This window comes from Actinomadura terrae (assembly GCF_022751215.1).
Lineage (GTDB): Bacteria > Actinomycetota > Actinomycetes > Streptosporangiales > Streptosporangiaceae > Spirillospora > Spirillospora terrae.
Map to the genome: position 1 here is coordinate 695,627 of NZ_JAICDG010000004.1, position 21,693 is coordinate 717,319.

General features: G+C 70.0%; 16 protein-coding genes. 12 read left to right on the plus strand and 4 right to left on the minus strand.

Annotated features, from left to right (window positions below; genetic code table 11):
* The first annotated feature begins 159 nt into the window (after positions 1-159).
* From K2F47_RS27835 to K2F47_RS27855, 5 genes are all read left to right on the plus strand, one after another.
* Positions 160-705, plus strand: coding sequence for a type II secretion system F family protein (locus K2F47_RS27835; protein WP_242908472.1), 546 nt, complete (start codon positions 160-162; stop codon positions 703-705).
* Between the two features lie 105 nt (positions 706-810).
* Positions 811-1,005, plus strand: a complete 195-nt coding sequence (locus K2F47_RS27840; protein ID WP_242908474.1) for a DUF4244 domain-containing protein — start codon at positions 811-813, stop codon at positions 1,003-1,005.
* A 26-nt stretch (positions 1,006-1,031) separates the two neighbouring features.
* Positions 1,032-1,493 carry a TadE family type IV pilus minor pilin gene (locus K2F47_RS27845; RefSeq protein ID WP_242908476.1) on the plus strand — a complete coding sequence of 154 codons (462 nt, stop codon included), beginning with the start codon at positions 1,032-1,034 and terminating at the stop codon, positions 1,491-1,493.
* 1,249 nt (positions 1,494-2,742) lie between these two features.
* On the plus strand, positions 2,743-3,108 hold the full coding sequence (locus tag K2F47_RS27850; protein WP_308198468.1) for an Rv3654c family TadE-like protein: 366 nt from the start codon (positions 2,743-2,745) through the stop codon (positions 3,106-3,108).
* Between the two features lie 405 nt (positions 3,109-3,513).
* Complete coding sequence (locus K2F47_RS27855; RefSeq protein ID WP_242908478.1) at positions 3,514-4,776, plus strand: hypothetical protein; 1,263 nt, start codon at positions 3,514-3,516, stop codon at positions 4,774-4,776.
* Between the two features lie 290 nt (positions 4,777-5,066).
* On the opposite strand, the gene K2F47_RS27860 is transcribed toward K2F47_RS27855, so the two are convergent.
* Positions 5,067-6,149, minus strand: a complete 1,083-nt coding sequence (locus K2F47_RS27860; RefSeq protein WP_242908480.1) for an aromatic ring-hydroxylating oxygenase subunit alpha — start codon at positions 6,147-6,149, stop codon at positions 5,067-5,069.
* Positions 6,150-6,943: 794 nt separating this feature from the next.
* Between K2F47_RS27860 and K2F47_RS27865 the strand changes: the two genes are divergently transcribed.
* Complete coding sequence (locus K2F47_RS27865; protein WP_242908482.1) at positions 6,944-7,312, plus strand: hypothetical protein; 369 nt, start codon at positions 6,944-6,946, stop codon at positions 7,310-7,312.
* Between the two features lie 102 nt (positions 7,313-7,414).
* Here the strand turns inward: K2F47_RS27865 and K2F47_RS27870 are convergent, their stop codons facing one another.
* Both K2F47_RS27870 and sftH read right to left on the minus strand, forming a co-directional pair.
* A complete protein-coding gene (locus K2F47_RS27870) occupies positions 7,415-8,434 on the minus strand; it encodes a hypothetical protein (RefSeq protein ID WP_242908484.1) in 1,020 nt (339 codons plus the stop codon).
* 1,154 nt (positions 8,435-9,588) lie between these two features.
* The gene (gene sftH / locus K2F47_RS27875) at positions 9,589-11,913 is read right to left on the minus strand and encodes a DEAD/DEAH box helicase (protein ID WP_242908486.1); all 2,325 of its coding nucleotides are present in this window, start codon (positions 11,911-11,913) and stop codon (positions 9,589-9,591) included.
* Between the two features lie 248 nt (positions 11,914-12,161).
* On the opposite strand from sftH, the gene K2F47_RS27880 reads away from it, so the two are divergent.
* The 6 genes from K2F47_RS27880 to K2F47_RS27905 all read left to right on the plus strand — a co-directional run bounded on the left by K2F47_RS27880 (position 12,162) and on the right by K2F47_RS27905 (position 19,419).
* Positions 12,162-12,515, plus strand: coding sequence for an STAS domain-containing protein (locus K2F47_RS27880; RefSeq protein WP_214615564.1), 354 nt, complete (start codon positions 12,162-12,164; stop codon positions 12,513-12,515).
* A gap of 16 nt (positions 12,516-12,531) precedes the next feature.
* Positions 12,532-12,972: an ATP-binding protein gene (locus K2F47_RS27885; protein ID WP_242908488.1), complete on the plus strand. Its 441-nt coding sequence runs from the start codon at positions 12,532-12,534 to the stop codon at positions 12,970-12,972.
* Between the two features lie 1,202 nt (positions 12,973-14,174).
* Positions 14,175-16,601 carry a sodium-translocating pyrophosphatase gene (locus tag K2F47_RS27890; protein ID WP_242908490.1) on the plus strand — a complete coding sequence of 809 codons (2,427 nt, stop codon included), beginning with the start codon at positions 14,175-14,177 and terminating at the stop codon, positions 16,599-16,601.
* Positions 16,602-17,084: 483 nt separating this feature from the next.
* On the plus strand, positions 17,085-18,221 hold the full coding sequence (locus K2F47_RS27895) for a hypothetical protein (RefSeq protein WP_242908491.1): 1,137 nt from the start codon (positions 17,085-17,087) through the stop codon (positions 18,219-18,221).
* 52 nt (positions 18,222-18,273) lie between these two features.
* Entirely contained in the window at positions 18,274-18,807 is a 534-nt protein-coding gene (locus K2F47_RS27900; RefSeq protein WP_242908492.1) for a hypothetical protein, read from the plus strand.
* Between the two features lie 138 nt (positions 18,808-18,945).
* Positions 18,946-19,419 (plus strand): SixA phosphatase family protein, encoded by a 474-nt coding sequence (locus K2F47_RS27905; protein WP_242908493.1) that lies wholly within the window; start codon positions 18,946-18,948, stop codon positions 19,417-19,419.
* Here the strand turns inward: K2F47_RS27905 and K2F47_RS41535 are convergent.
* Positions 19,416-21,647: an FUSC family protein gene (locus K2F47_RS41535; protein WP_242908494.1), complete on the minus strand. Its 2,232-nt coding sequence runs from the start codon at positions 21,645-21,647 to the stop codon at positions 19,416-19,418. The genes K2F47_RS27905 and K2F47_RS41535 overlap by 4 nt on opposite strands.
* Positions 21,648-21,693: the final 46 nt, after the last annotated feature.

Consider the following 21,693-nt stretch of genomic DNA (forward strand, 5'->3'; position numbering starts at 1 on the left):
CCACTCGATGGGCAGCCAAGGGGGCCGCGGGCCGCGTCCAACGGTCGTCACGCAGCGACAACCCCCGACGGAATCCCCTGCCACAAAGCGGAGGCCCAGCGCCGCGAGCTCTTGCTGCGACGCGCCGCATCGGTCGCCGCAGGCCTACTCTGCGCCGTGATGTTCGGAGGCCTTCCAGGGGCGGTGCTGGGCGTCCTGGCGGGGCTGGGGGTCTGGCATTCCTTCACCCGTCTCGGGAGCTCCGAGCGAAAGCGCAGACAGGCACGACTGGTCGCGGACCTTCCCATAGCGGTCGACCTGCTGGCGGCCTGCCTCCGCGGCGGGACGCCCTGGCATGACGCGGTCGAGGCGGTCGCGGACGCCATCGGCGGGCCGCTCGGGGACGAGCTGCGGGGTGTCGCCGTCCAGATCCGCCTGGGTGCCGACCCCACAGACGCCTGGCGGGCACTGGCGAAGGAACCGATGCTGGCGCCCCTGGCACGCAGCGCGATCCGCGCGACCTCGAGCGGCGCCGCGTTGGCACCGTCTCTCAGCCGCCTGGCCCGCGACCAACGCCGCGTTGCCCGCACGGCGGCGGCCGAGCGGGCCCGAGCAGCGGGCATCCGCGCGCTCGCCCCGCTCGGTCTGTGCTTCCTCCCCGCGTTCGTCCTCCTCGGAGTGGTGCCGGCCATCGTCGGAATCGCCTCGACGATCCTCATCCCGTAGCGGCCGGGTTATCCACAGAATGACGTTCACCTATCACTCACCGTCGCGACGCAGCAGGCTAAGAACGGACGCGATCGAGCGTCTACCAGCAAGGAAAGGAACCTGATGCGGGCGATCGACATGGTGGTGCGGCGGTGGCGCAACACGGCCAGAGACGAAGGCATGTCGACAGCGGAGTACGCCGTCGGCACCATCGCGGCGGCAGCGTTCGCCGGTCTGCTCTTCAAGATCGTAACGAGTTCGGAGGTGAAGGGAATGCTGACCGACATCATCGAAAAGGCGCTCCAGGCAGCCGGCTAAGAGGTCCGGACGAGCGCGACCGAGGCATGGCGACGGTGGAGATCGCCGTGGCTCTGCCCAGCCTGGTCCTGATCACCGCGTTGGCGCTGTGGGGAGTGCTGGTCGCATCCGTCCAGCTCACATGCGTGGACGCGGCCCGCACCGGCGCCCGCGCGGCGGCACGAGGCGAATCCCTCACCGCTGTGCACGCCTTGATCGCCGAAGCCGTACCCACCGGCGCCTCGGTGAGGGTCCGGCGAGACGCGGCGACGGTACAGGTCGATATCTCCGCTCCGGTCCAGGCCCCCGCAGCCGCAGGACTGCCACCAATGACCATCCACGCCCACGCCACCGCCGCAACCGAGCCAGGCGCCCTGGACGACCCGAACACCCAGGCCAGGCCCAACACGAGGCCCACTTCACACCCGCAGCAGGAAGGAGCACCCATGGCAGCAAACGTCCTGACGACCAGGCCTGACACTGCGCCTTCACCAACTGCCACCCGCTGAACCTGCAGTGCCCACACCTCAAACACAGCAACCCCCGAACGAGGACGGCTCCCCAAACGCGGTGCCAACCAACTCGCGCTAAGGCAAGCCCCACATGAGGACGGTTCCAGGACTGAGAAGGCGTTCCAGACAGGCGGACATCCCGCGTGAAGTGGCTGGCATCGCGCCCTCGGCAGTGGCCAACTGTCGACGGCGCCGTGCCAGCTCACCTCAGCCACACGTGTCCGGGCAAGGTGCATGCATGCCCATGGTCGAGAGGCACCTCGGCAGACCGCTGAGGACACGATCCGACTACCCCGGCCAGGACGCTGTTGAGCCCTGAGAGGGTGCACTTTGCGGCGGGGTCCTGTGTGGAGCTGGCTGGCATCGCGCCCTTGGTAGTGGCCAACCGCCGATAGCTAGTAGTGGCCGACGAAGGCGTGGTGTCGGCTCACCTCAACACGGGTCACTCAGGCGAGGTGTATGCCCGCAGGGGGCCATCTCGACTGGCTGCTGAGGAAGCGGAACGAGCAGCCCGGGTGCGGCACTCCGCGTTTCGTCTAAGGCTGGACGGGTCGGGCTACTCGGATGCGGACGCTACTCAGCTCAGGCGCGGCGATCCTGGAAGTCCTCAAGGCTGGATGGATTGCTTCGTGGACACGGTGGCGGCCAGGTCGTGTTCAGGCATGGGGACGGTTCCGGTCGGGAGGGTGCTCCTGGCGGGTGGCCGGCCCGGCGTGGAGTGGCCGGCATCGTGCCCCTGATGGTGGGTGACTATCGAGAGCACTGTGCCTGCTCGCTTGGGTAGGGACGGCTGACCGGCGAAGAGTCCGCGGCTTCGGCGCCGCCTACGGGCGGTGGTGATGGAGCCCTCCGCTTCTGGCAGGGACAGCACCGGGCGGGGCGCCTGATTGGGGCAGCCAAAGGGGAGGCCGAGCAGGGCAGCCGAGCAGGGCAGCCGAGCAGGGCAGCCGAGTAGGGAGGCCGAGCAGGGAGCCAAGTAGCGAGGCCAAGGGGAGGCCGAGCGGGGCGGCTGGTTCTGTGGCTCGTGTGGGGCCAGCTGGCGGGTTGGACCGGGGGGCGTACGCGGAGGTCGGGTGTTGCGGCGGGGGTTGGGGGTGGTCGGGGCACTAGGGGCTTGCTTTTGCTCCGAGATGGCGGGGTCACCAAGCGGGGTCACCAAGTGAGGCCACCAAGTACGGCTAGCTGGTGGTCGGGGCTCTGGGGCTTGCTTGTGCGGGAGATCCGTTGTGGAAGGAGGGGAGTGGGGGTGCACCCTTTCAAGGGTGGGGAGCGTGATCGGGGGGCTGGCACGTTGTGGGTGCTGGCCTTTACGGCGATCGTTTGGCTGGCCGGGGTGAGTGCCATGGCCGTGGGCGGGGTGCGGACGGCTCGGCATCGCGCGGAGGCGGCGGCTGATCTCGCGGCGTTGGCGGCGGCCGCGCGGGTGCCCGAGGGGGCCGTGGCCGCGTGTGCGAAGGCTCGCGTCATCGCGGCTGAATCGGGGGCGCGCATCGCGCGATGCGTGGTCGAGGACGGGAGCGTCGACGTCTCCGTGATGCTGGCCTTGAGAGTGCCGCTGGGCGTCGGTGCGGTGCACGTTGGGGGGCGGGCCAGGGCGGGTCCCGTGGAGTAGGAGGCCCGGGGCAGTCGGCCACTGGTAGGGGTAGGAGGCGCGGGGTGGTCGGCCGCCGGGTGGGCTCCTCGGGGAGGGAGACGCGAGGTCGTCGGCGGCCGGGTGGGCTCCTCGGGGAGGGAGACGCCAGGTCGTCGGCGGCCGGGTGGGCTCCTCGGGGAGGGAGACGCCAGGTGGTTGCGGCCGGGGGGCTCCTTGGGGAGGGAGGTGCGAGGTTGGACGTGGGTCTTGCGCTGCTTTGTCATCGAGCTGTGACTTTTGCTACCGGCTGGTACGTTACGCTGCCTAAGCGCACAGTCATCACTCGACACGGTGGCCGCATCGATCCCTTGCGCCCAGAGGTCTTACGGCTGGGTGAAGCGGGGAGAGACCGTCGGCAGGTTGCTTGATGAAGGGATTGGGGCCGTGACAATCATCCGCAGGATCGGCGTGGTCGCCCTCGCGACGCCCCTTGCGATGAGCTTCCCGGTACTCACCGCGCTCCCCGCGCAGGCCGCCGAACCCAGCGTCATGGCGCCGGCCGACGGCTCCGTCATCACCAGCGGTTCCCAGGTCACCGCCAGCGCGCACTTCGACCTCGGGCTCAAGATGCAGCTGCGGGTCATCGCGCCCGGGGCCGGTGACCGGCTCCTCAGGGAACGGGCCTTGTCGGGCGACATGTCGGCCCCCGTCCAACTGCGTAGGAACGGGGAGTACACGGTCCAACTGAAGGGCGCGCTGACCCGTCACGTCTACGACTCCAGCGTTTTCACCGTCCGCATCCCGCCGGCCGTGCCCAGTGGTGTGACCGCGAAGGTGTCGGGCGGCAAGCTCATGGTGAAGTGGAACCGCGGCTCCGAAGAGGACCTCAACGGCTACGCGTTGGCCGGGACGGGCGTCCAGTCCAAGTCGGGATCGGTGGGCTCGCTCTGCTCAGGCGCGCGTTGTTTCGCCAGCCTTCCATTGACGCAGTCGAGCGGGCCCGTCTCGGTGGGCGTCCGAGCGAAACGTCCCGGCGGAAAGCCCGGCCCTGTCTATTCGGGCGCGGCCTCCGCGAATGCCATGGTGGGCAGCGGCGCGGCTGGCTCCTCGTCCGGCGGGTCCACGTCTCGACTTCCGTCGGGCAGCGCCGGCTCCGCACCCTCCAGTAGCGGGAACCCACTGACACCGTTCAACACCGATTCGCCGATCACGCTGCCGTCCGTCCAGCCCAATGGGGCGACGCCCGGCTTCGCCTACCCCACGCCGCAACTTGCGGATGCACCGAAGACCCAGAACGTCGCTGCGACCGACCAGTTGCAATGGGGAAAGAGCGTCGGCATAGCGCTCGTGCTGCTGATCGTCGCGGCTCACCTCGGCACCTGGACGCGTCACCTGCGGGTCGTCCAGGCCGGGACGAGCAGCCGCGGCATGGCGGCCCGTGTCGCGCGCGGTGGGACCGGACGCAAACGGGTGAGCAGATCGCGCGAGAAGATCGCCCGTGCTGAGGCCATCGCCAAGACGGCTCCGGGTATGGCCAGGGAAACCGAACGTCCCGTGCCACCGCGTGGGATTAGGGCTGCTCGCCGTCCCGCCTCTGGTGTCAGGGAGGCCGCTGCCAGCGGCGTGAGCGTCCGTATCGCCGAGAACTCTTCTGAGAAGACGAGCGACGACCGTCGCCGTGGCTCACGCGGGCGCCGCCGCAAGTAGCAATCTGCTGGATGGCTTCTACAACGGGTCTGCCCAGCGGAGGGGGTTCGTACCGCCGAGCCCTATCCCCAAGGTGACCGGGAAACCGTCAGCGTGGTTCAGGCAGGTGGCGCCGTAGGGGTTCTGCTGGGTGGTTTCCGTTAGGGAATTGCTGGCGGCGTCAGGGTTCGCATCGCTGCGATCTCTCCCGCAGGCGGGCGGGATGCATTTTGGCGTTTCTTAGGTGGACGTCTGCCAGCGCTTTGAGGCTTGTGTCTGCTGGGTTGCGGGGGCTTTGGTGATGTTGCGTCTTATCTGCCGGTGAGCTTGGTCGTGCGGGGCGGGGTTGGGTCGGGTGCGGGGTAGAACTGGCGTGCCCAGCGGCGGTAGGCGCTGATGGCTTCGTCGCCGCGGGCCAGGTGGGGGTGGCGTTGATGGCGCTGGTGTGTCCAGATCGCGATGTCCTGCCGGATGACTCGGACGGTGCTTCGCACGGCGGTCCAGGCGATGGCCCGGGACAGGGCCTGGTCTGTCAGGGGCCGGTGCGGACGGTCGGGCAGGCAGGCGGCGACCTGGCGGTGTTGTGTTCGCCGGGGGCCGATGGGGGTGTCGAGTGACCATAGATAGAGGGTCAGCCTCAGTCCGGTCAGGCGCACCCGGATCACGGTGCAGCCCAGGCCTTCCATGACGATGGACGCTTCGCCCTGCACCGTGCGAAGGCCGGGTAGCCCGTGGCCCGGGGCCGAGCGCGACATTCGCAGATGTAGCTCCGGCCCGTTGGTTTCGATAGGGGATGCCTGGACCGAGCGCAGGCCGTGCAGTGGTGCCAGATGCCGGTTGTCGACGACGTTCTCCACCACGTCTTGCAGGTGGGCGTCTATCGAGGTGGTCCAGGACGCGGTGGCCGTCACGGTGGCGGAAACCGCATGCGGCGGTTCGAAGTCGGGGGCGGCGCCGTCATGTCCGTGCCAGAGGTACACGATGCCGTTGCGTTCGGCCAGGTGATGGTGGCGCAGACGGCCACGTGTCATCGCGCCGTCGGGACTTCCGGCACATGTGCCGTCCGGGGCGAAGGCGAACCGGTGGAACGGGCACACCAGGTTCTCGCCCTCCACTGTGCCGCCGACGCCGAGGTGGGCGCCCAGGTGCGGGCAGTGGGGGTCGACCGCGTAGGCCCGGCCTGTTCGGGTGCGGTAGAGCACTATGTCCTGGTCTGCGAGCCTGCGGCGGAGAACCTTCTGGCGTGCCAGCTCCCGCGTCATTGCCACGGCGAACCAACCCTTGGGGTAGCCGAGTTCTTTGCGGGGTCTCGTCGGTCTGGCGGCGTGCGTACGGCGTGGCGGCGCGGTCGGCTCAGCATGAGGAGGTTTGTCGAGTTTTTCCTGGTCGGGCACAGCATCCATGATCATTACCTACCCGAACGCCCCAATAACACACTGTTGTTGGACGTTACTCAGTGTGGATGGTGGGTGGGAGAAGTGCTTGGAGGGGTTCGTATTAGCGGGGCGGGATGTGATCGGGGGATCGCGGGCGGTGTGGCCGTCAGGCGGCATCCCCTGGTTGGGCATGGCGAGTCAGGCACCGTTTGGTTCTTCGGTGACCGTAGGTGAGGATGTCTGCTCCTGCTCAACTACCGCGCACCCGGGGGCGGCCTCTGGGAGCGGTGAACGAGTGCGGCTAGCCGGGAGCGGTTGTGCTTGTTCTTCTCGCTTCCATTGATGCCGCAGGACGGCCGGGCTGGGCAACGACGGGCTGGTCAGGCAGTTTTGCGTGGGCCGGTCAGGTTGGGTCGTCGGGGGGAGTCCGTCGTACAGGGTGGCGACGCTCGGGCGCCGACGCCGGGGGCGCACGCTTCGCCGGGGCGGCGAGGCCCAGCAGAGCGCCGGGCAGGTTGAACAGCCGGCTGTCGCGGGTAGTCGGGCAACCGGAGCAGCTACAAGAGCGTGGGCCAGAAGCAGATCCGGAACTCGGCACGCTGCCTGGTAGCCCCTGAGGCAGCGTTCTCGGTAGCCGTCCGTCCGGTACTCAGGGGCTGTGCCAAGAGCGGGTCCATGACCGGCCGCGGAGGGCATTCGATTTGGTTCTTGAGGCTCTTGCCGGGGTGGCGGGTGGATTGGGGGCGGGTCTAGGCTGCCTTGCCAGTCGGATCCCCCTGGATCGTCCGGCAGATGGAGAGGAGACCCTCCGCATGATCTTCCTGGGGTTGGTCATCGCGCTCGCCGCCGTCGTGGTCGGGGCGGCGGTCGTGCTGGACGGTACGGGCGCGGCGCAGCTGACCTTGTTCGGGGACAGCGTGCCGGGGGTCACCGAGCAATGGCATGTCTTCATGGCCGGGGTAGTGGTGGCCATCGTTTTCATGGCCGGGGCCGGGGTCGCGGCGCTCGGGTTCAAGCGGGTCATGGGGATGCGGCGGGAATTGCGGGATCTGCGGGACGAGCATGCGGAATCCCTGCGAACGCTGGAGTTGGAGCGGCGCAAGCTGCAACAGGCGCTCGCCCAGGCGCGGCGTGGAATGGACGAGACGTCGGTCCCGGTCCAGCGGGTCGCGCCCGGTTGACGGGCGGCCGCGCGAATCCTGGAGCGTTGCCGCCCCGACGGGTTCGCGCAGCCGTCGCAACTACAGATCTCCGACCCGGACCGCGGTCGTCAACCGCCTATGTCACGAGCCGGGCGGCGGCGTGACGAAGGTGTATTCGCCGAGCAGGATGAACCGACCGGGCTCGGCGCCCTCCTGTGCGCCGGTGAGAGGGGCGGCGAGCCGGTGTGCGAGTGTTCCGGGGCTGCTGGTCACCGGGTTGTAGGCGCGCAGCACGAGCGTGGCGTCACACGGCAGGGGTTGGGCGAACTCGACCACGACCGTGACGGTCCCGGAGTAGTGGGCGGGCAGGGTGATAGCGCGTGAGTACACCTCGTCCTCGCCGGGCGCATAGATCTGCACCGGCGGCAGAGTGAACGGGAACCGCTGGTCGGTGCTGGAGAAGATGGCGGTGCCATCGGGCAGGTGGGTGCCCGACACCCCGAAGACGTATTTGGTCGGGGTGTCGTTGAGGTTGCCGATGGCCAGATTGGACAGGACGTACCTTCGCTGCTCGCACGGGATGACGTCGATGTTGCGCCAGCAGACGTCGGGGTTGTACTTGACCCAGTTGACGTAGTCGACGTTGGAGTTGAACACCGGAAGTTGCGGGGAGACGGGGTGGGCGGGTGTGTCCACCGTGCCGATCAGGCAGTAGTGGCCTGGCGGCAGCTGGGGCAGTACGAAGGCGGTCCTGCTGACGCAGATCTGCCCGGGAGCGATCTGCCTGGACCCGCCGCGGTTGATAAGCGGCACGGTGGTGTCGCCGTTCTCCGAGCGGATCGCATGCCATGCCCGCGGGTCCAGGAACAGCCCGCCGGGTGCGTAGTAGAGCCTGGCGTCGCCGGACGCGGGACAGCCGCTCCTCAGGCTCTTGCCGCGCACGTAGATGCGGTTGAGCGCCCCTTGCACGATGGGGTGGCGAATCCCGAGGTCGGGCCCGTTGTAGCTGGATTCCAGCAGATCGAAGTCGAGGATGTCGCTGCCGAAGGGGATGAGGTCGGGGGACCGCCACATGGGGTCGGGCGTGGGAGTCTGCCCCTGATCCTGGAAATTGTCCCTGACCAGGATGTCGTCCCAGCCGGCGTTCTGCTCAACGGTCACGGTTCCTCCCCTGCTCGCGATGCTGCCCCTGTTCGAGGGCCGTGGCTGGTTCAACTGTCGTCCCAGCTAAGCGGGAGAAGCCATGCCAGAGAGGGGAAATGGATGGTGACTGCGAGGAGACACATTTCCCGTTGCGCGGTTTTAGAGGCGATCCGAATCGATCTGGCCTAGATCATCGGCAAACAAAGGAAGCCGGCACGCAGCGCTGACCACCCGGTTTTGCCAGGGGAACCGAGCCTGCCAGCGGTAAGTGGCGCTCTTAAAGGAGCAGACCCCGTAGCGTCCGAAAACAGGAAACGAACGGATGGCTGTCGGCCACCGCAGCAAGCCGCGTCATCATTTGGGTTCGGTAGAGCGCAAACCCGCAGGTCATGGCATACGTTTGCCATCGCCCGTCGAGAGTCACGCGGGGTCTGGATGCGGCGCTTACCGTCCCGATCCCGACACGCCATCTGGGGGATGGCCGGAACACGCGATACCCATACCGCGCCGCGCCCAAAACGTCAGATCAGGCGGCGGACCACAGATGACTGGCTTTCGAAGTGATCGAGGCGCTGAACGAACCCCCAGCGCCACCGCGCCACGACCCCTATTGATTTGTCCTCCGAAGTGAGATATTAGGAGACGCGCGCAGGAGGCGACCTCACTCACCCCGGCCGAAAGTTCTCAACTTTTTTCGAAACCCCAACATGCGGGTTGCGCAACTTGGGCGCTACGAAACCCGGGGACGGACGGTGTGGGCATCCAATCAGGAAGTCAAGTGGCCGCGACGATCTCTCGTGACGGAACGACCTCGAAGAGGCGGCTGTTACGAACAAATGCTTTCAGCACGTTGAACCGTCAGCAGAGCAGATCCAGGGCGGCCTGTTCGCGGGTCTCCCTCGGCGCGTTCGAATTCCTTCGACCGGGGCCCGACGCCAAGCGACGACCTGGGCGAAAGCTAAGGAACACAACGACCGGCGGTTGAGGCAACGGAGACCTTTTCAGGTTTCCGCTGATGCGTCCGGAGTCAGGTGCCAGGTCGGCGAAGCTGGTCAGGCGTCTGCCAGGGGCGGAGGCGTTCGTTTTGTCCGGGCGGGGCTCTCTGCCGGGGCACGGGCAAGAAACGGACGGCCTGGCACCCTAGGACGGCCTCGCCGCCGAACACGCGGTGGTCAGCGGGTCGCGTCCGGTCGGGGAGCCTCCGCCAGGAGAGCGGCGAGGAGGTCCAGGGCGCCGTGCTTGTCCAGGGGGTCGTTGCCGTTTCCGCACTTGGGTGACTGAATGCAGGACGGGCAGCCCGACTCGCATTCGCATGCGGCGATCGCGTCGCGGGTCGCGCGGAGCCATTCGGACGCGTCGCCGTAGCCGCGTTCGGCGAATCCGGCGCCGCCCTCGTGGCCGTCGTAGACGAAGACGGTGAGCAGGCCCGTGTCGGGGTGGACGGCGGTGGAGACGCCGCCGATGTCCCAGCGGTCGCAGGTCGCGAACAGGGGGAGCAGGCCGATCGAGGCGTGTTCGGCGGCGTGCGCGGATCCGGCGAGGTCGATGTCTCCGAGGGCGTCGATCTGGGCCGGGGAGAGCGTCCACCAGACGGCGCGGGTGCGGAGCGTGCGCGGTGGGAGGTCGAGGGGTTTCTCGCCGAGCATCTCGCCCGTCTGGAGGCGCCGCATCTGGTAGGCGACCACCTGGCGGGTGACGTCGACGGTCCCGAAGCAGAGGGTGGCCTCGCCCCAGGACGTCGAGCGGAGCCGTTCGGCGATCGTGATGTCGGTGACGTCGCGGGCGGTGGTGGTGTAGTCGGGGTCGGCGGGTTCGACGAGCGCGACGGAGTCGTCGAGGTCGAGGGTCTGGACGACGAACGAGTCGCCCTGGTGGATGTAGACGGCGCCCTCGTGGACGGTGGTGTGCGCGGACGCCTCGTCCACGGTGCCGAGCAGGCGTCCGGTCATCGCCTCGACGACCTGGATGGGGGTGCCGCCCGCGCCGCGGATGTCGGCCAGGTCGGCGGCCCTGTCGCGGCGCGTCCAGTACCAGCCGGCGGGGCGGCGGCGCAGGAAGCCGCGGCGGACGAGGTCGGGCAGCAGGTCGGCGGTCGCGGGGCCGAAGAGGTCGCGGTCGTCCTCGCTCAGCGGCATCTCGGACGCGGCGGCACAAAGGTGCGGTTCAAGGACGTAGGGGTTGTCCGGGTCGAGGACGGTGGCCTCGACCGGTGTCCCGAAGATCGCCTCGGGGTGGTGGACGAGGAAGGTGTCGAGCGGGTCGTCGCGGGCGACGAGGACGGAGAGCGCGGCCTGCCCGGAACGTCCGGCGCGTCCGGCCTGCTGCCAGAGGGACGCGCGGGTGCCGGGCCAGCCGCAGACGAGGACGGCGTCGAGCCCGGACACGTCCACGCCGAGTTCGAGCGCGTTCGTGCTGGCCAGGCCGACGAGGTCGCGGGAGCGCAGGGCGGCTTCGAGGGCGCGGCGCTCCTCGGGGAGGTAGCCCGCGCGGTAGGCGGCGACCTGGTCGGCGAGGTCCGGGGACACCTCGTGCAGGGCCCGTTTCGCCCCGAGCGCGACCGATTCGGCGCCTCGGCGGGACCGGACGAACGCCAGCGTCTGGACGCCCTCGACGACGAGGTCGGCGAGCAGGTCGCCCGCCTCGGCCGTCGCCGTCCGGCGGACGGGGGCGCCGCGCTCGCCGCGCAACTCGGTGAGCGGCGGCTCCCACAGCGCGAACGTGGCGGGGCCCCGCGGGGACGCGTCGTCGTCGACGGCGACCACGTCCAGGCCGGTGAGGCGGGACGCGGCGCTCGCCGGTTCCGACGTGGTGGCCGAGGCGAGGACGAACGTCGGGTGCGCGTGGTAGCGGGCGCACAGCCGGCGCAGGCGGCGCAGGACGTGCGCGACGTGCGAGCCGAAGACGCCGCGGTAGCCGTGCGCCTCGTCGACGACCACGTAGCGGAGGCGGCGGAGGAACGACGACCAGCGCGCGTGGGCGGGCAGGATCGACCGGTGCAGCATGTCCGGGTTGGTCAGGACGTAGTTCGCGTGCTGCCTGACCCACGTCCGCTCGTCCCGCGGGGTGTCGCCGTCGTAGGTCGCGGCGCGGACCCGGGTGAGCCGCAGGGCGCGCAGGGCGCGGAGCTGGTCGGCGGCGAGGGCCTTGGTGGGCGACAGGTAGAGGGTCGTCCCCTCCTGGTGGCGGTTCTCCTCCCCGTCGTAGATCGCGGCGACGGAAGGCAGCAGGTAGGCCAGCGATTTGCCGGACGCGGTACCTGTGGCGATGATCACAGACCGGCCGACGTGCGCGTGCTCGGCCGCGACCGCCTGGTGTTGCCAGGGCGCGTCGATGCCCTGGGCGGCGAGCCGTTCAAGCAGCAGCGGCGTGGACCACGTCGGCCATGCCGCGCGACGGCCCTCACGTGCGGGAACGCTCTCCACATGGGTGATGCGGCCGCGACGGGTGGGGTCGGCGAGCAGCCGGTCGAGGGGAGGTGAGGATCTTTGGACGCCCATCAGGTTTTCAGTTTGCCAGCCGGGGCAATACTACGGGAACGCCCCGGCGCCGGAGCGTCCCTCCCCCTTGCCCTGACCATTAGATCAGCAGGTCAGACGGGATGGCGCGAACTTTCGCCCGAGTGGACGATAACGTGCGTGCACGTCGCCGGGGCGTGGTTGAATCACGGCTAAGTCTCGCCGACCGAACGCCGCTCCGGGGTCGGACAATGCGAGATCAGATTGTGCTGCACGGCGCTGGAGGATCTGTGGACCTGAAGGTGAACGACTACACCACCGACGATGGCCTCACCGTCATCAACGTGGAGGGTGAGATCGACGTCTACACGGCGCCGAAGCTTCGCGAGAAGCTCATCGACCTGGTCAACAAGGGCAAGTTCCACCTGCTCGTGGACATGGAGAAGGTCGAGTTCCTCGACTCGACCGGGCTCGGCGTCCTGGTCGGCGGGCTCAAGCGGGTGCGCGCCCACGACGGGTCCCTGGAGCTGGTGTGCACCCAGGAGCGCATCCTCAAGATCTTCCGGATCACGGGGCTGACCAAGGTCTTCGGCATTCACGACACGATCGCCGAGGCCGAGGAGAAGCGCAGGGGCGCCAGGTAGGCGGCCTGAATCTGAGATGGCGACCGTTGAACTGTCCTTCAGTGCGCTGCCCGTCCACGTCCGGACCGCTCGGCTGATCGTGACCGCCGTCGCTCGTCGCAGCGGCGTCGCCGAGACGCTGCTCGACGAGGTCCGGCTCGCGGTCGGCGAGGCGTGCTCGCGCGCCGTCGAGGCGCACCGCCGGCACTGCCCGGACGAGCCCGTCCGGCTCGAACTGGTCGGTACCGAGCACCGCTTCGAGGTCATCGTGAGCGACACCGTCCCCGGCGACGACGCGGCGGGCGGCCTCCCCTCGATCGACGAGGCGGAGGAATTCGAGTACGGCCTCGGCGAGGGCACCGCCGAGCTGGGACTGGCCGTCATCGCCGGGCTCGCCGACGACGTTGACATCGAGGCCACGCCCAAGGGCGTCCAGATCCGCATGAGCTGGCCCGCCGAAGCCGAGGCGACGATCTGAGGGCCGCACCCGTCAGGTCCCGGCCCACCGTGCTCGCCCGGCGGCCCGCACCCCGGCCCTGCTCGCGCGAGCACCGTATCCGCTTAGCGATCACCCTGGGGTGAGGCACGCCTACGCCTCACCCCGGGCCCGCTGGCGTGCCCGAATCCGGTGACACCCCGTACCGTGCCCGCCTCCTGCCTGGCCGAAGGCAGCGTCGGCATCGACGCGCTGAGCGCGGACCGCACGCCACCGCCCGGCCCCGCGTCCCTCACTCTGTTTTCGAAGCCGGACGCGTGGTGTTCGCCTGGCGGCTGTGTTGATGCAGTCCCGCCCCGATGCCCTTGCTCGGCAGCTGGTTCCCGAGGACTAGACGTACCGGCGGCTGTCCGGGCTACTGCCCTTGTGCGGCACCGCTCCGCGTTCCGCGCTCAGGGCCGAGGGTCTCGCCCTCGACCGTCCGGCAAACGCGCTCGTGCCCCCGCTGAGGTCCTCCTGGACACGGGCGCTCTAGGGCTGGCGCCGTTCGCGCCTGACCTTTGCTTGTTTCCTGCTGCCCCGCCTTGCGCGCTCTCCGCCTTCCGCGCTCCTTCAGCATGCAGACCCCGTAGGACGGCTGCCTGGGCGTCGCGCTCCCCTGGCGACCCCTTCGGGCGGACGTGGATCAGCGCGCGTTCTGGGGCCGGACGTGCGGCACCGCGCGTGCAGGGTGTCCTGTGGGGCGCAAGAGGCTCATGGGACGGGCGGGGATTGCGGCGGTTCTCGGAGCTTCCGGGCGGACGGCGTTTCAGGTGGGGGCCGTTGTCGGGCGCGGGCCGGGTGTGTGGCATCTTCTGGGGGTCGATCTTGATTTGCCGCGATTTTGGGTCTGGACATTTCCCATGATAATGCCTAGCTTAAATGGGGAGCGCCGGTGACTCTGATGCGGAGGGATGCGGCGTGGACGCGTCAAGGTGTCTGCGAGGCAAGGGCTTACTGCCCGCCGCTGACCTGCGTCGATGCCGAAGCACGGCACTTAAAGGTCAATTTCCGGCGTAACGCTCATTGCTTTTCCGTGACATCTCTGTAAAGGAGGTCGCGGCCTTCTCATTCGCATGCCGCCTGCGTAGACTCCCGGAACCCGCGCTGCCGTGCGAGGCGTTCGAAATCATGACTCGCGGGGTACGCGGTAAAGATCGTCTTTTGACGGTCCTAGAGCGCAACGCCCCTGTCGAGGAGGACGGATGTCTGGGCTTTCCCTGTCAAGCCCGGCCAGCGCAGACGTGGATCTCGGCGGCGGCGACCTCACCCTGGTCGTCGTCGTGGCCGTGATCGCACTGCTGGCACTGGCCGTCGCCGCAGGTCTGGTACGCGAGGTGCTGGCCGCGGGCCAGGGCACGGAGAAGATGCAGGAGATCGCGCGGGCGGTCCAGGAGGGCGCGAGCGCCTATCTGAAACGCCAGTTCCGAACGGTCGGCGTCTTCGTCGTGCTCATCCCGCTTGTTCTGCTGTTCCTACCCGCCGACTCGACGTCCGAACGGATCGGACGCTCGGTCTTCTTCGTCATCGGCGCGATCTTCTCGGCCGTCACCGGGTTCACCGGCATGTGGCTGGCGGTCCGGGGCAACGTCCGGGTCGCCGCGGCCGCGCGCGAGAAGGGCGGCGAGAAGACGGCGATGCGGATCGCGTTCCGCACCGGCGGCGTCGCCGGGATGTTCACGGTCGGGCTCGGCCTGTTCGGCGCGGCGGTCGTCGTCCTCGCCTACAAGGGGGACGCGCCCAAGGTGCTGGAGGGCTTCGGCTTCGGTGCCGCGCTGCTCGCGATGTTCATGCGGGTCGGCGGCGGGATCTTCACCAAGGCCGCGGACGTGGGCGCCGACCTGGTCGGCAAGGTCGAGCAGGGCATCCCCGAGGACGACCCGCGCAACGCGGCGACCATCGCCGACAACGTGGGCGACAACGTCGGGGACTGCGCCGGGATGGCGGCGGACCTGTTCGAGTCCTACGCGGTCATGCTGGTCGCGGCGCTGATCCTCGGCACCGCGGCGTTCGGCACCGAGGGCCTGGTGTTCCCGCTGATCGTGCCGATGATCGGCGTGATCACCGCGGTCATCGGGATCTTCGCCGTCGCGCCCCGGGACGGTGACCGGTCCGGGATGTCCGCGATCAACCGGGGCTTCTTCATCTCGGCGATCATCTCGGCGGTGCTGGTGGCGATCGCGGCGTTCGCCTACCTGCCCTCGTCGTTCGCCGACCTGTCCGGCGTCACCGACCCCGACATCCGGAACCTGGACGCCGATCCGCGCTGGGTCGCGCTCGGCGCCGTGATCATCGGGATCGTGCTGGCGAGCGCGATCCAGCTGCTCACCGGCTACTTCACCGAGACGAACCGCAAGCCCGTCCAGGAAGTGACCAACAGTGCCAGGACGGGCCCGGCGACCGTCATCCTGTCCGGTATCTCGCTCGGGCTGGAGTCGGCCGTCTACACCGCGCTCGTGATCGGCGCGGCGGTGTACGGGGCGTTCCTGCTCGGCTTCGGCAACACCACCGTGGCGCTGTTCGCGGTGGCGATGGCCGGGACCGGGCTGCTGACCACGGTCGGCGTCATCGTCTCGATGGACACCTTCGGCCCGGTGTCGGACAACGCGCAGGGCATCGCCGAGATGTCCGGCGACGTCCAGGGCGAGGCCGCGTCGGTGCTGGAGCGGCTGGACGCGGTCGGCAACACGACCAAGGCGATCACCAAGGGCATCGCGATCGCGACGGCGGTGCTGGCCGCGACCGCGCTGTTCGGCTCGTTCCGGACGACGGTCGTCGAAGCGCTCGGCGACGCCTCGGCCGACGCCAAGGACGCGCTCGGCGACTTCAAGGTGTTCAGCCTGTCGATCGACAACCCGAACGTGCTGATCGGGCTGATCATCGGCGCGGCCGTCGTGTTCCTGTTCTCCGGCCTGGCGATCATGGCGGTCGGACGGGCGGCCGGACGGGTCGTGGTGGAGGTGCGCGAGCAGTTCCGCACCAAGCCCGGGATCATGAACTACACCGAGAAGCCCGACTACGACCGGGTCGTGGACATCTGCACCCGGGACGCGCAGCGCGAACTCGCCACCCCCGGCCTCCTGGCGATCATGACGCCGATCACGGTCGGCTTCGCGCTCGGGTACGCGCCGCTCGGCGCCTTCCTCGGCGGCGCCATCGCGGCCGGGGTGCTGATGGCGGTGTTCCTGTCCAACTCCGGTGGTGCCTGGGACAACGCCAAGAAGCTCGTCGAGGAGGGGCACCTCGGCGGCAAGGGCAGCCAGGCGCACGAGGCGACGGTGATCGGCGACACGGTCGGCGACCCGTTCAAGGACACCGCCGGTCCCGCGATCAACCCGCTGATCAAGGTGATGAACCTGGTCGCGCTGCTGATCGCGGACGCCGTCGTCACCTACGCGGGCAACGTCCCGCTGCGGATCGGCGTGACGGTCGTGTCGGTCGGCATCGTGGTGGCGGCGATCGTGGTGTCCAAGCGGCGCGCCGACCCGATCGCCGAGACCCCGGCCACGCCGCCGGCCGCGGAGGGCCCGGGGACGTCCGGGTCCCTCGGCGGCGCGTCGGTCGTCGAGCCGCGCAACGGCGAGACCGAGGCCGAGCCCGCGGGTGAGGGGTCGGCGGCCAACAAGGGCTGACCGTCCTGGATAGGCGAGATCGAGGGCCGGTGGCGCGCGAGGCGGCACCGGCCCTCTGTCGTGGGCACGCGGGGGTGGTCATACGCTGTACGTGAACGCGCCGGGACGACGGCCGGCCGACGAAGCGTGGAGGTGGACGGTGGCGAGCGGAGGGAAGTCGGCGATGTCCGGGCCCAAGGGGTTCGCGCTCGTGCTCGGCGGGATGCTCGGCATCATGCTCCTGCTCTGGGGCCTCGCGGCACTCGTCGCCCCCTGACCCCCCAAGCGGTTCCCCCGGCACGAACACTCCTGACAAAACCTCCATTCGGCTTGTCCGTTTTTGGAGGGCGGCCGAGCTTCGCAGGTGAAGCCCGGTTTACGCGGGTTGCCGTTTCCGGCCGTGCCGGATGCGGACCTTGAGGAGCCGCCGGAACGGCGGGCACCGTGGCGGGTGACGGTCCCCGGTCGCGGGTGATGCTCCCCCGTCCGACCTCAGGAGCCCGGATGTCGCCCAATCCCCTCAGCCGCCGGACCATCCTCACGGCCGGTGCCGCCGTCGCCGCCACCCCCATCCTCGGCCAGACGGCCGCCTCGGCGGCATCCACCCCGACCTGGCGAGACATGCCGATATCCCTCGGGGCGGACGTCGCCTCCCTCAACGAAGTCGCCGTCGTGAACCGCCGCTGGGGATGGGCAGGGGGCCTCCTAGGAGGGACGGCCTACAACCTCGCCCTGGCCAGCTGGGACGGACATGCCTGGAGCCGTTTCCCCATCCCGGAGCCCTTCGGCGGAGGAGGCGTCGTCATGGCGGCGGACCGTCGCCACCTGTGGCTCATGGGCTACGGCACCAGCTACAGCGCCTTCTGGAACGGTTCCACCTGGCGCCCGGCGGAGATCCCGACCAAGCCCGGTTTCAGCTTCCCCATCTGGGTCGGCCCGTACTCGATCTCGGCGGCGCCCGACGGGACGGCCTGGGCGGTGCTCGTGGACGTGGTGCACGACCTCTCCCTCGTCCTGCACTGGGAGAACGGCGCGTGGGCCCGGGCGGACGTGCCGGTGCCCGAGACGGGGATCGCGCAGCAGGTCGCGGTCCGGTCGTCCCGCGACGTGTGGATCAGCGGGTGGTACCGCGACGAGAGGCAGACCCGGCTGCCCTACAGCCTCCACTGGGACGGGCGCTCCTGGAAGAAGGTGGCCGTCTCGCCGCCCGACCAGCCCCGCGAGAGCCAGAGCGTCAAGCACATCCTTCCGGTCTCCAGGTCACTGGCCTGGGCCTATCGGAACTGGGACGTGATGCCCTCCAGGCGGGTCCTGCTCCGTTGGACGGGCGGCGACTCCTGGCAGGAGTTCCCGCTCCCCGACGACGTCCCCCAGGTCGGCCCGGCCCTCGCCGACGACGGCCGGCACGGTGTGTGGATCGGCGGCGGAGGCTACGGGTCCACCGCCTACGCGCACTTCCGGAACGGCGTCTGGACGGTCATGCGCGGCCCCGCACGCGACCCGCAGGCCAGGGTCGACGCCATGAGCCTGGCCAGGGTGCCCGGCACGCGCACGATCATTGCGGTGGGCGAGATCCTCTACTCCGACGCCGGATCTCCGACCGGATACGGGAAGAAGCCCCTCACTGAGCGCCTCCACTAACGCGCCCCCAGCTATCATCGCTCGGATCGTCGCCGTCCGGTCGTCCCGTGACGTGTGGATCGGCGGGGGAGCCCTCGACGGGACGGGAAGGGAGTACCCGCTCAGCATCCACTGGGACGGCCGCTCCTGGACGAGTGTCGCCGTCGCACCCCCCGACGAAACCCGCGCGGCTTACCGCATCAGACACATCCTCCCGATCTCCAGGTCACTGGCCTGGGCCTTCGCGATCGCCGGACCGAACGGCTTCCCCCAGACCCTGCTCCGTTGGACGGGTGGGAGTTCCTGGCAGGAGATCCCGCTCCCCTCGGGGTTCTCCAACGCCAACGCGCCCATCACGGACGACGGCCAGGGCGGCGTGTGGCTCGGCGGCGACAACCCGGGCGCCGCCAGCTACGCGCACTTCCGGAACGGCGTCTGGACGGTCGTGTACGGCCCCTCGCGCGACCCGCAGGACGGGGTCAGCGTCAGGGGTCTGTCCAGGGCACCCGGTACGCGGACGGTCCTGGCAACGGGCGAGATCATCCATCGCGACCCCGGAACCCCGTCCGGCCACGGAAGGAAGCCGTTCGTCGAGCGCCTGCACTAACGCGGGTTACGGGCGCATTCACCAATCGCAGTCGCATTTCCTAACACCTCAACCGCATACGCGTGCAACCTCAGGCGCATACGCGTGCAGCCGACAGGTCGCTGCCGGCCAAGACGGGACAACACCTAGGGTGGCGCCATGCCGACGCTCATCGTGCTCCGCCACGCCAAGGCCGTCTCCGGCCTGGAGATTCCCGACATCGACCGCACCCTCGCCGACCGCGGACGGCGCGACGCCGCCGCGGCCGGGGAGTGGCTGCGCGCGAACGACCTCGTCCCCGACCGGGTGCTGTGCTCGGTCGCGGTACGGACGCGCGAGACCCTCGACCAACTCAAGATCGACGCGGCGACGACGTTCGAGCCGAAGATCTATGACAACGACCCCGACGAGCTGCTCGCGCTCGTGGCCGAGACCCCCGCCGAGGCGGGCAGGCTCCTGCTGATCGGGCACAACCCGTCGGTGCACCACCTCGTCCACGACCTGACCGGGCGGGCGCCGGACGCGTTCCCGACCTGCGCGCTCGCGGTGATCGAGCTGCCGGGCGCGTGGGCGGACGCACGTCCCGGCACCGGAACGCTGACGACCGTCCGAACCCCGAAGGACGAGGACTAGGACGACCCGGCCGCGAACGATCCGTCGATGACGCGTCCGGTGTCGCGGCGCAGCGCCCTGATCGTGTAGCGGATGCCCGACACCTGGAGGAGGGCGTGCCGGAGCGGCGTCAGCTCGTCCCGGTCGACGCCCGACTTGATCTCGGCGCGGCGGCGGCGGGTGAGCGTGGAGAGGTAGTCGTCGAGCCCGGCGAGCTCGTCGTCCAGCTCCCGGACCGGGGACGGGAGCTCGCGCTCCTCCGCCGGTTCCTTGAGCGCGGCGGCGGCCTCCTCCAACGTGTCCGCGAGGCGGTCGAGGATCTCGGGGACGGGCCCGGTGTCGGGCGCCTTCTCGCGGGAGATCCGCGCGACCGCGATCAGGTGGTCGCGGATCCGGTGCGCGGCGCGGACGACGGTGTCCAGCCTGTTGATCAGCAACGCGTCGGGGACCCGTTCGTGGCCGAGCCGGGTCCGGGTCTCGGCGACCGCCTCGGCCGCCTGCTCGGCGGCGACGATCTTCTCGTGCGGGAGCCGGACGCGTTCGCCGCCGGTCACGTCCGCCGCCGCCCGGACGAGGTCGGCGTGCAGCGACAGCAGCCGCGACAACTGGACGGGCAGCCGCTCGCGATGACCGGTCGGCCACAGCAGCGAGACCGCGAGGAACGACAGCAGCGTCCCGGCGAAGGTGAGCCCGATCCGCTCGCCCGCGGTGTGCCAGTCGGCCGGGACGGTGAAGTCCAGCAGCAGCATCGCCTGCGGCGTCCCGAACAACGCCCAGTAGGTGAAGTTCACCGGACGCAACGCGAACCCCAGCAGCGCGAAGCAGGAGAGGAGCAGCGCGGTGGAGATGCGCCCCGGCGCGAGCGTGAGCAGCAGCGCCGCGACGACCGAGCCCGCGGCCGTGCCGCCCACGCGCTGGACGAGCCGGTCGACGGTCTCGCCGTAGCTGGCGCGCAGGCTGAGCATCGCCGTGATCGTCATCCAGTGCCCGTGCGGCAGGTGCAGCGCGGCGGCCAGCGTCATCGACACCAGCGCCGTCACGAACACGCGCGAGACCTGCCGGAACGTCGGCGACCGCGTCCGGACGGCCTTGCGCAGCCGCTCCAGCGCCGAGACGGGATGCGGCGCGTCCGGCATCCGCGGCGGACCGAACCCGATGCGCAGCCCGCCCGCGATGATCCGCCGCGCGGACGCGACCTCACCGGCGATCCGGTCGATCGACCGCCGCACCTGGCCGATCAGCGAGACCGCGACGAGGTCCTCGTCCCCGGCGAGCCCGGCGCGCCTGATCGTCTCGGCGGCCCGCCCCATCCGCCGGACGGCCGCCGACTCCTCCCCTCCCAGCGGCGCCTCGCCCCACGTCTCGATCGCGCCCGCCAGCAGCCGCAGCCGCGCCGCCAGCGCGGACACGGCGGTCTGCGCCTCCAGCTCCCACTCGCGATCCGGCGGGTAGTTCCGCGCGGCCTCCAGCACGGCCTGCAACGTCACGGTCTCGTGCAGGACGCGCGACAACGCGTCGATCAACCGCTCGGGACGCGTGGGGTCGCCGCCGCCGCGTCCCGTCCGGTACAGGGCGTAGGTGCCGCGCGCCGCGGTGAGGGCTTCGGACGCGTCGCGCCGGCACCGCTCCCAGTCGGGCTTGCGGGTGACGGCGAGCAGATCGGGGTGGACGTCCTCCAAGGGGCTCTCGTCGGGGGCGCCGATGTCCTGCGCGACGGCGTCCAGCGTCAGCGCGACCGCGTCTGCGGCCTCGAACAGCGCCTCCCGCAGCGGCCGCAGCCGCCGCGCGGGCCAGGGCGCGAGCAGCAGCGCGGTCGTGAGCAGCCCGCCGACCAGCTCCAGCACGCCGGTGTGGACAACATCGGCGGACGGCGGGCGGACCGCGCTCAGCAGCACCGCGAGCCCCGCCGTCGCCCCGATCCGCGGGACCGCGACGCCCAGCGCGATCAGCGGCGGCACCACGATCACCGTGGGCCAGGTGTGCCCGGCGAGCGCCCCGCCGACCCCCGCGCCGAGCGCGACCAGGACGACGCCCCCGGCCAGGTCGCGGGCCCGCGCCCCGTACGGCCCCTCCGGCGCCCGCAGCGCGACCAGGTACGCGCCGAGCGCGATCACCGAGCCCTCCGCCGCACGCCCGGTCAGCGACCCGGCGACCAGCGGCAGCGCCATCGCGAGCGCGGCGGCCAGCCCATAGAAGGGCGCGATCTGCCCCTCCACCTGGGCGTACGCGTCCCGCGCACGCTTGAGCACCCTGCCTCCGCTGTCCGGCGACCCGCTATCTGATCACCAATACCCC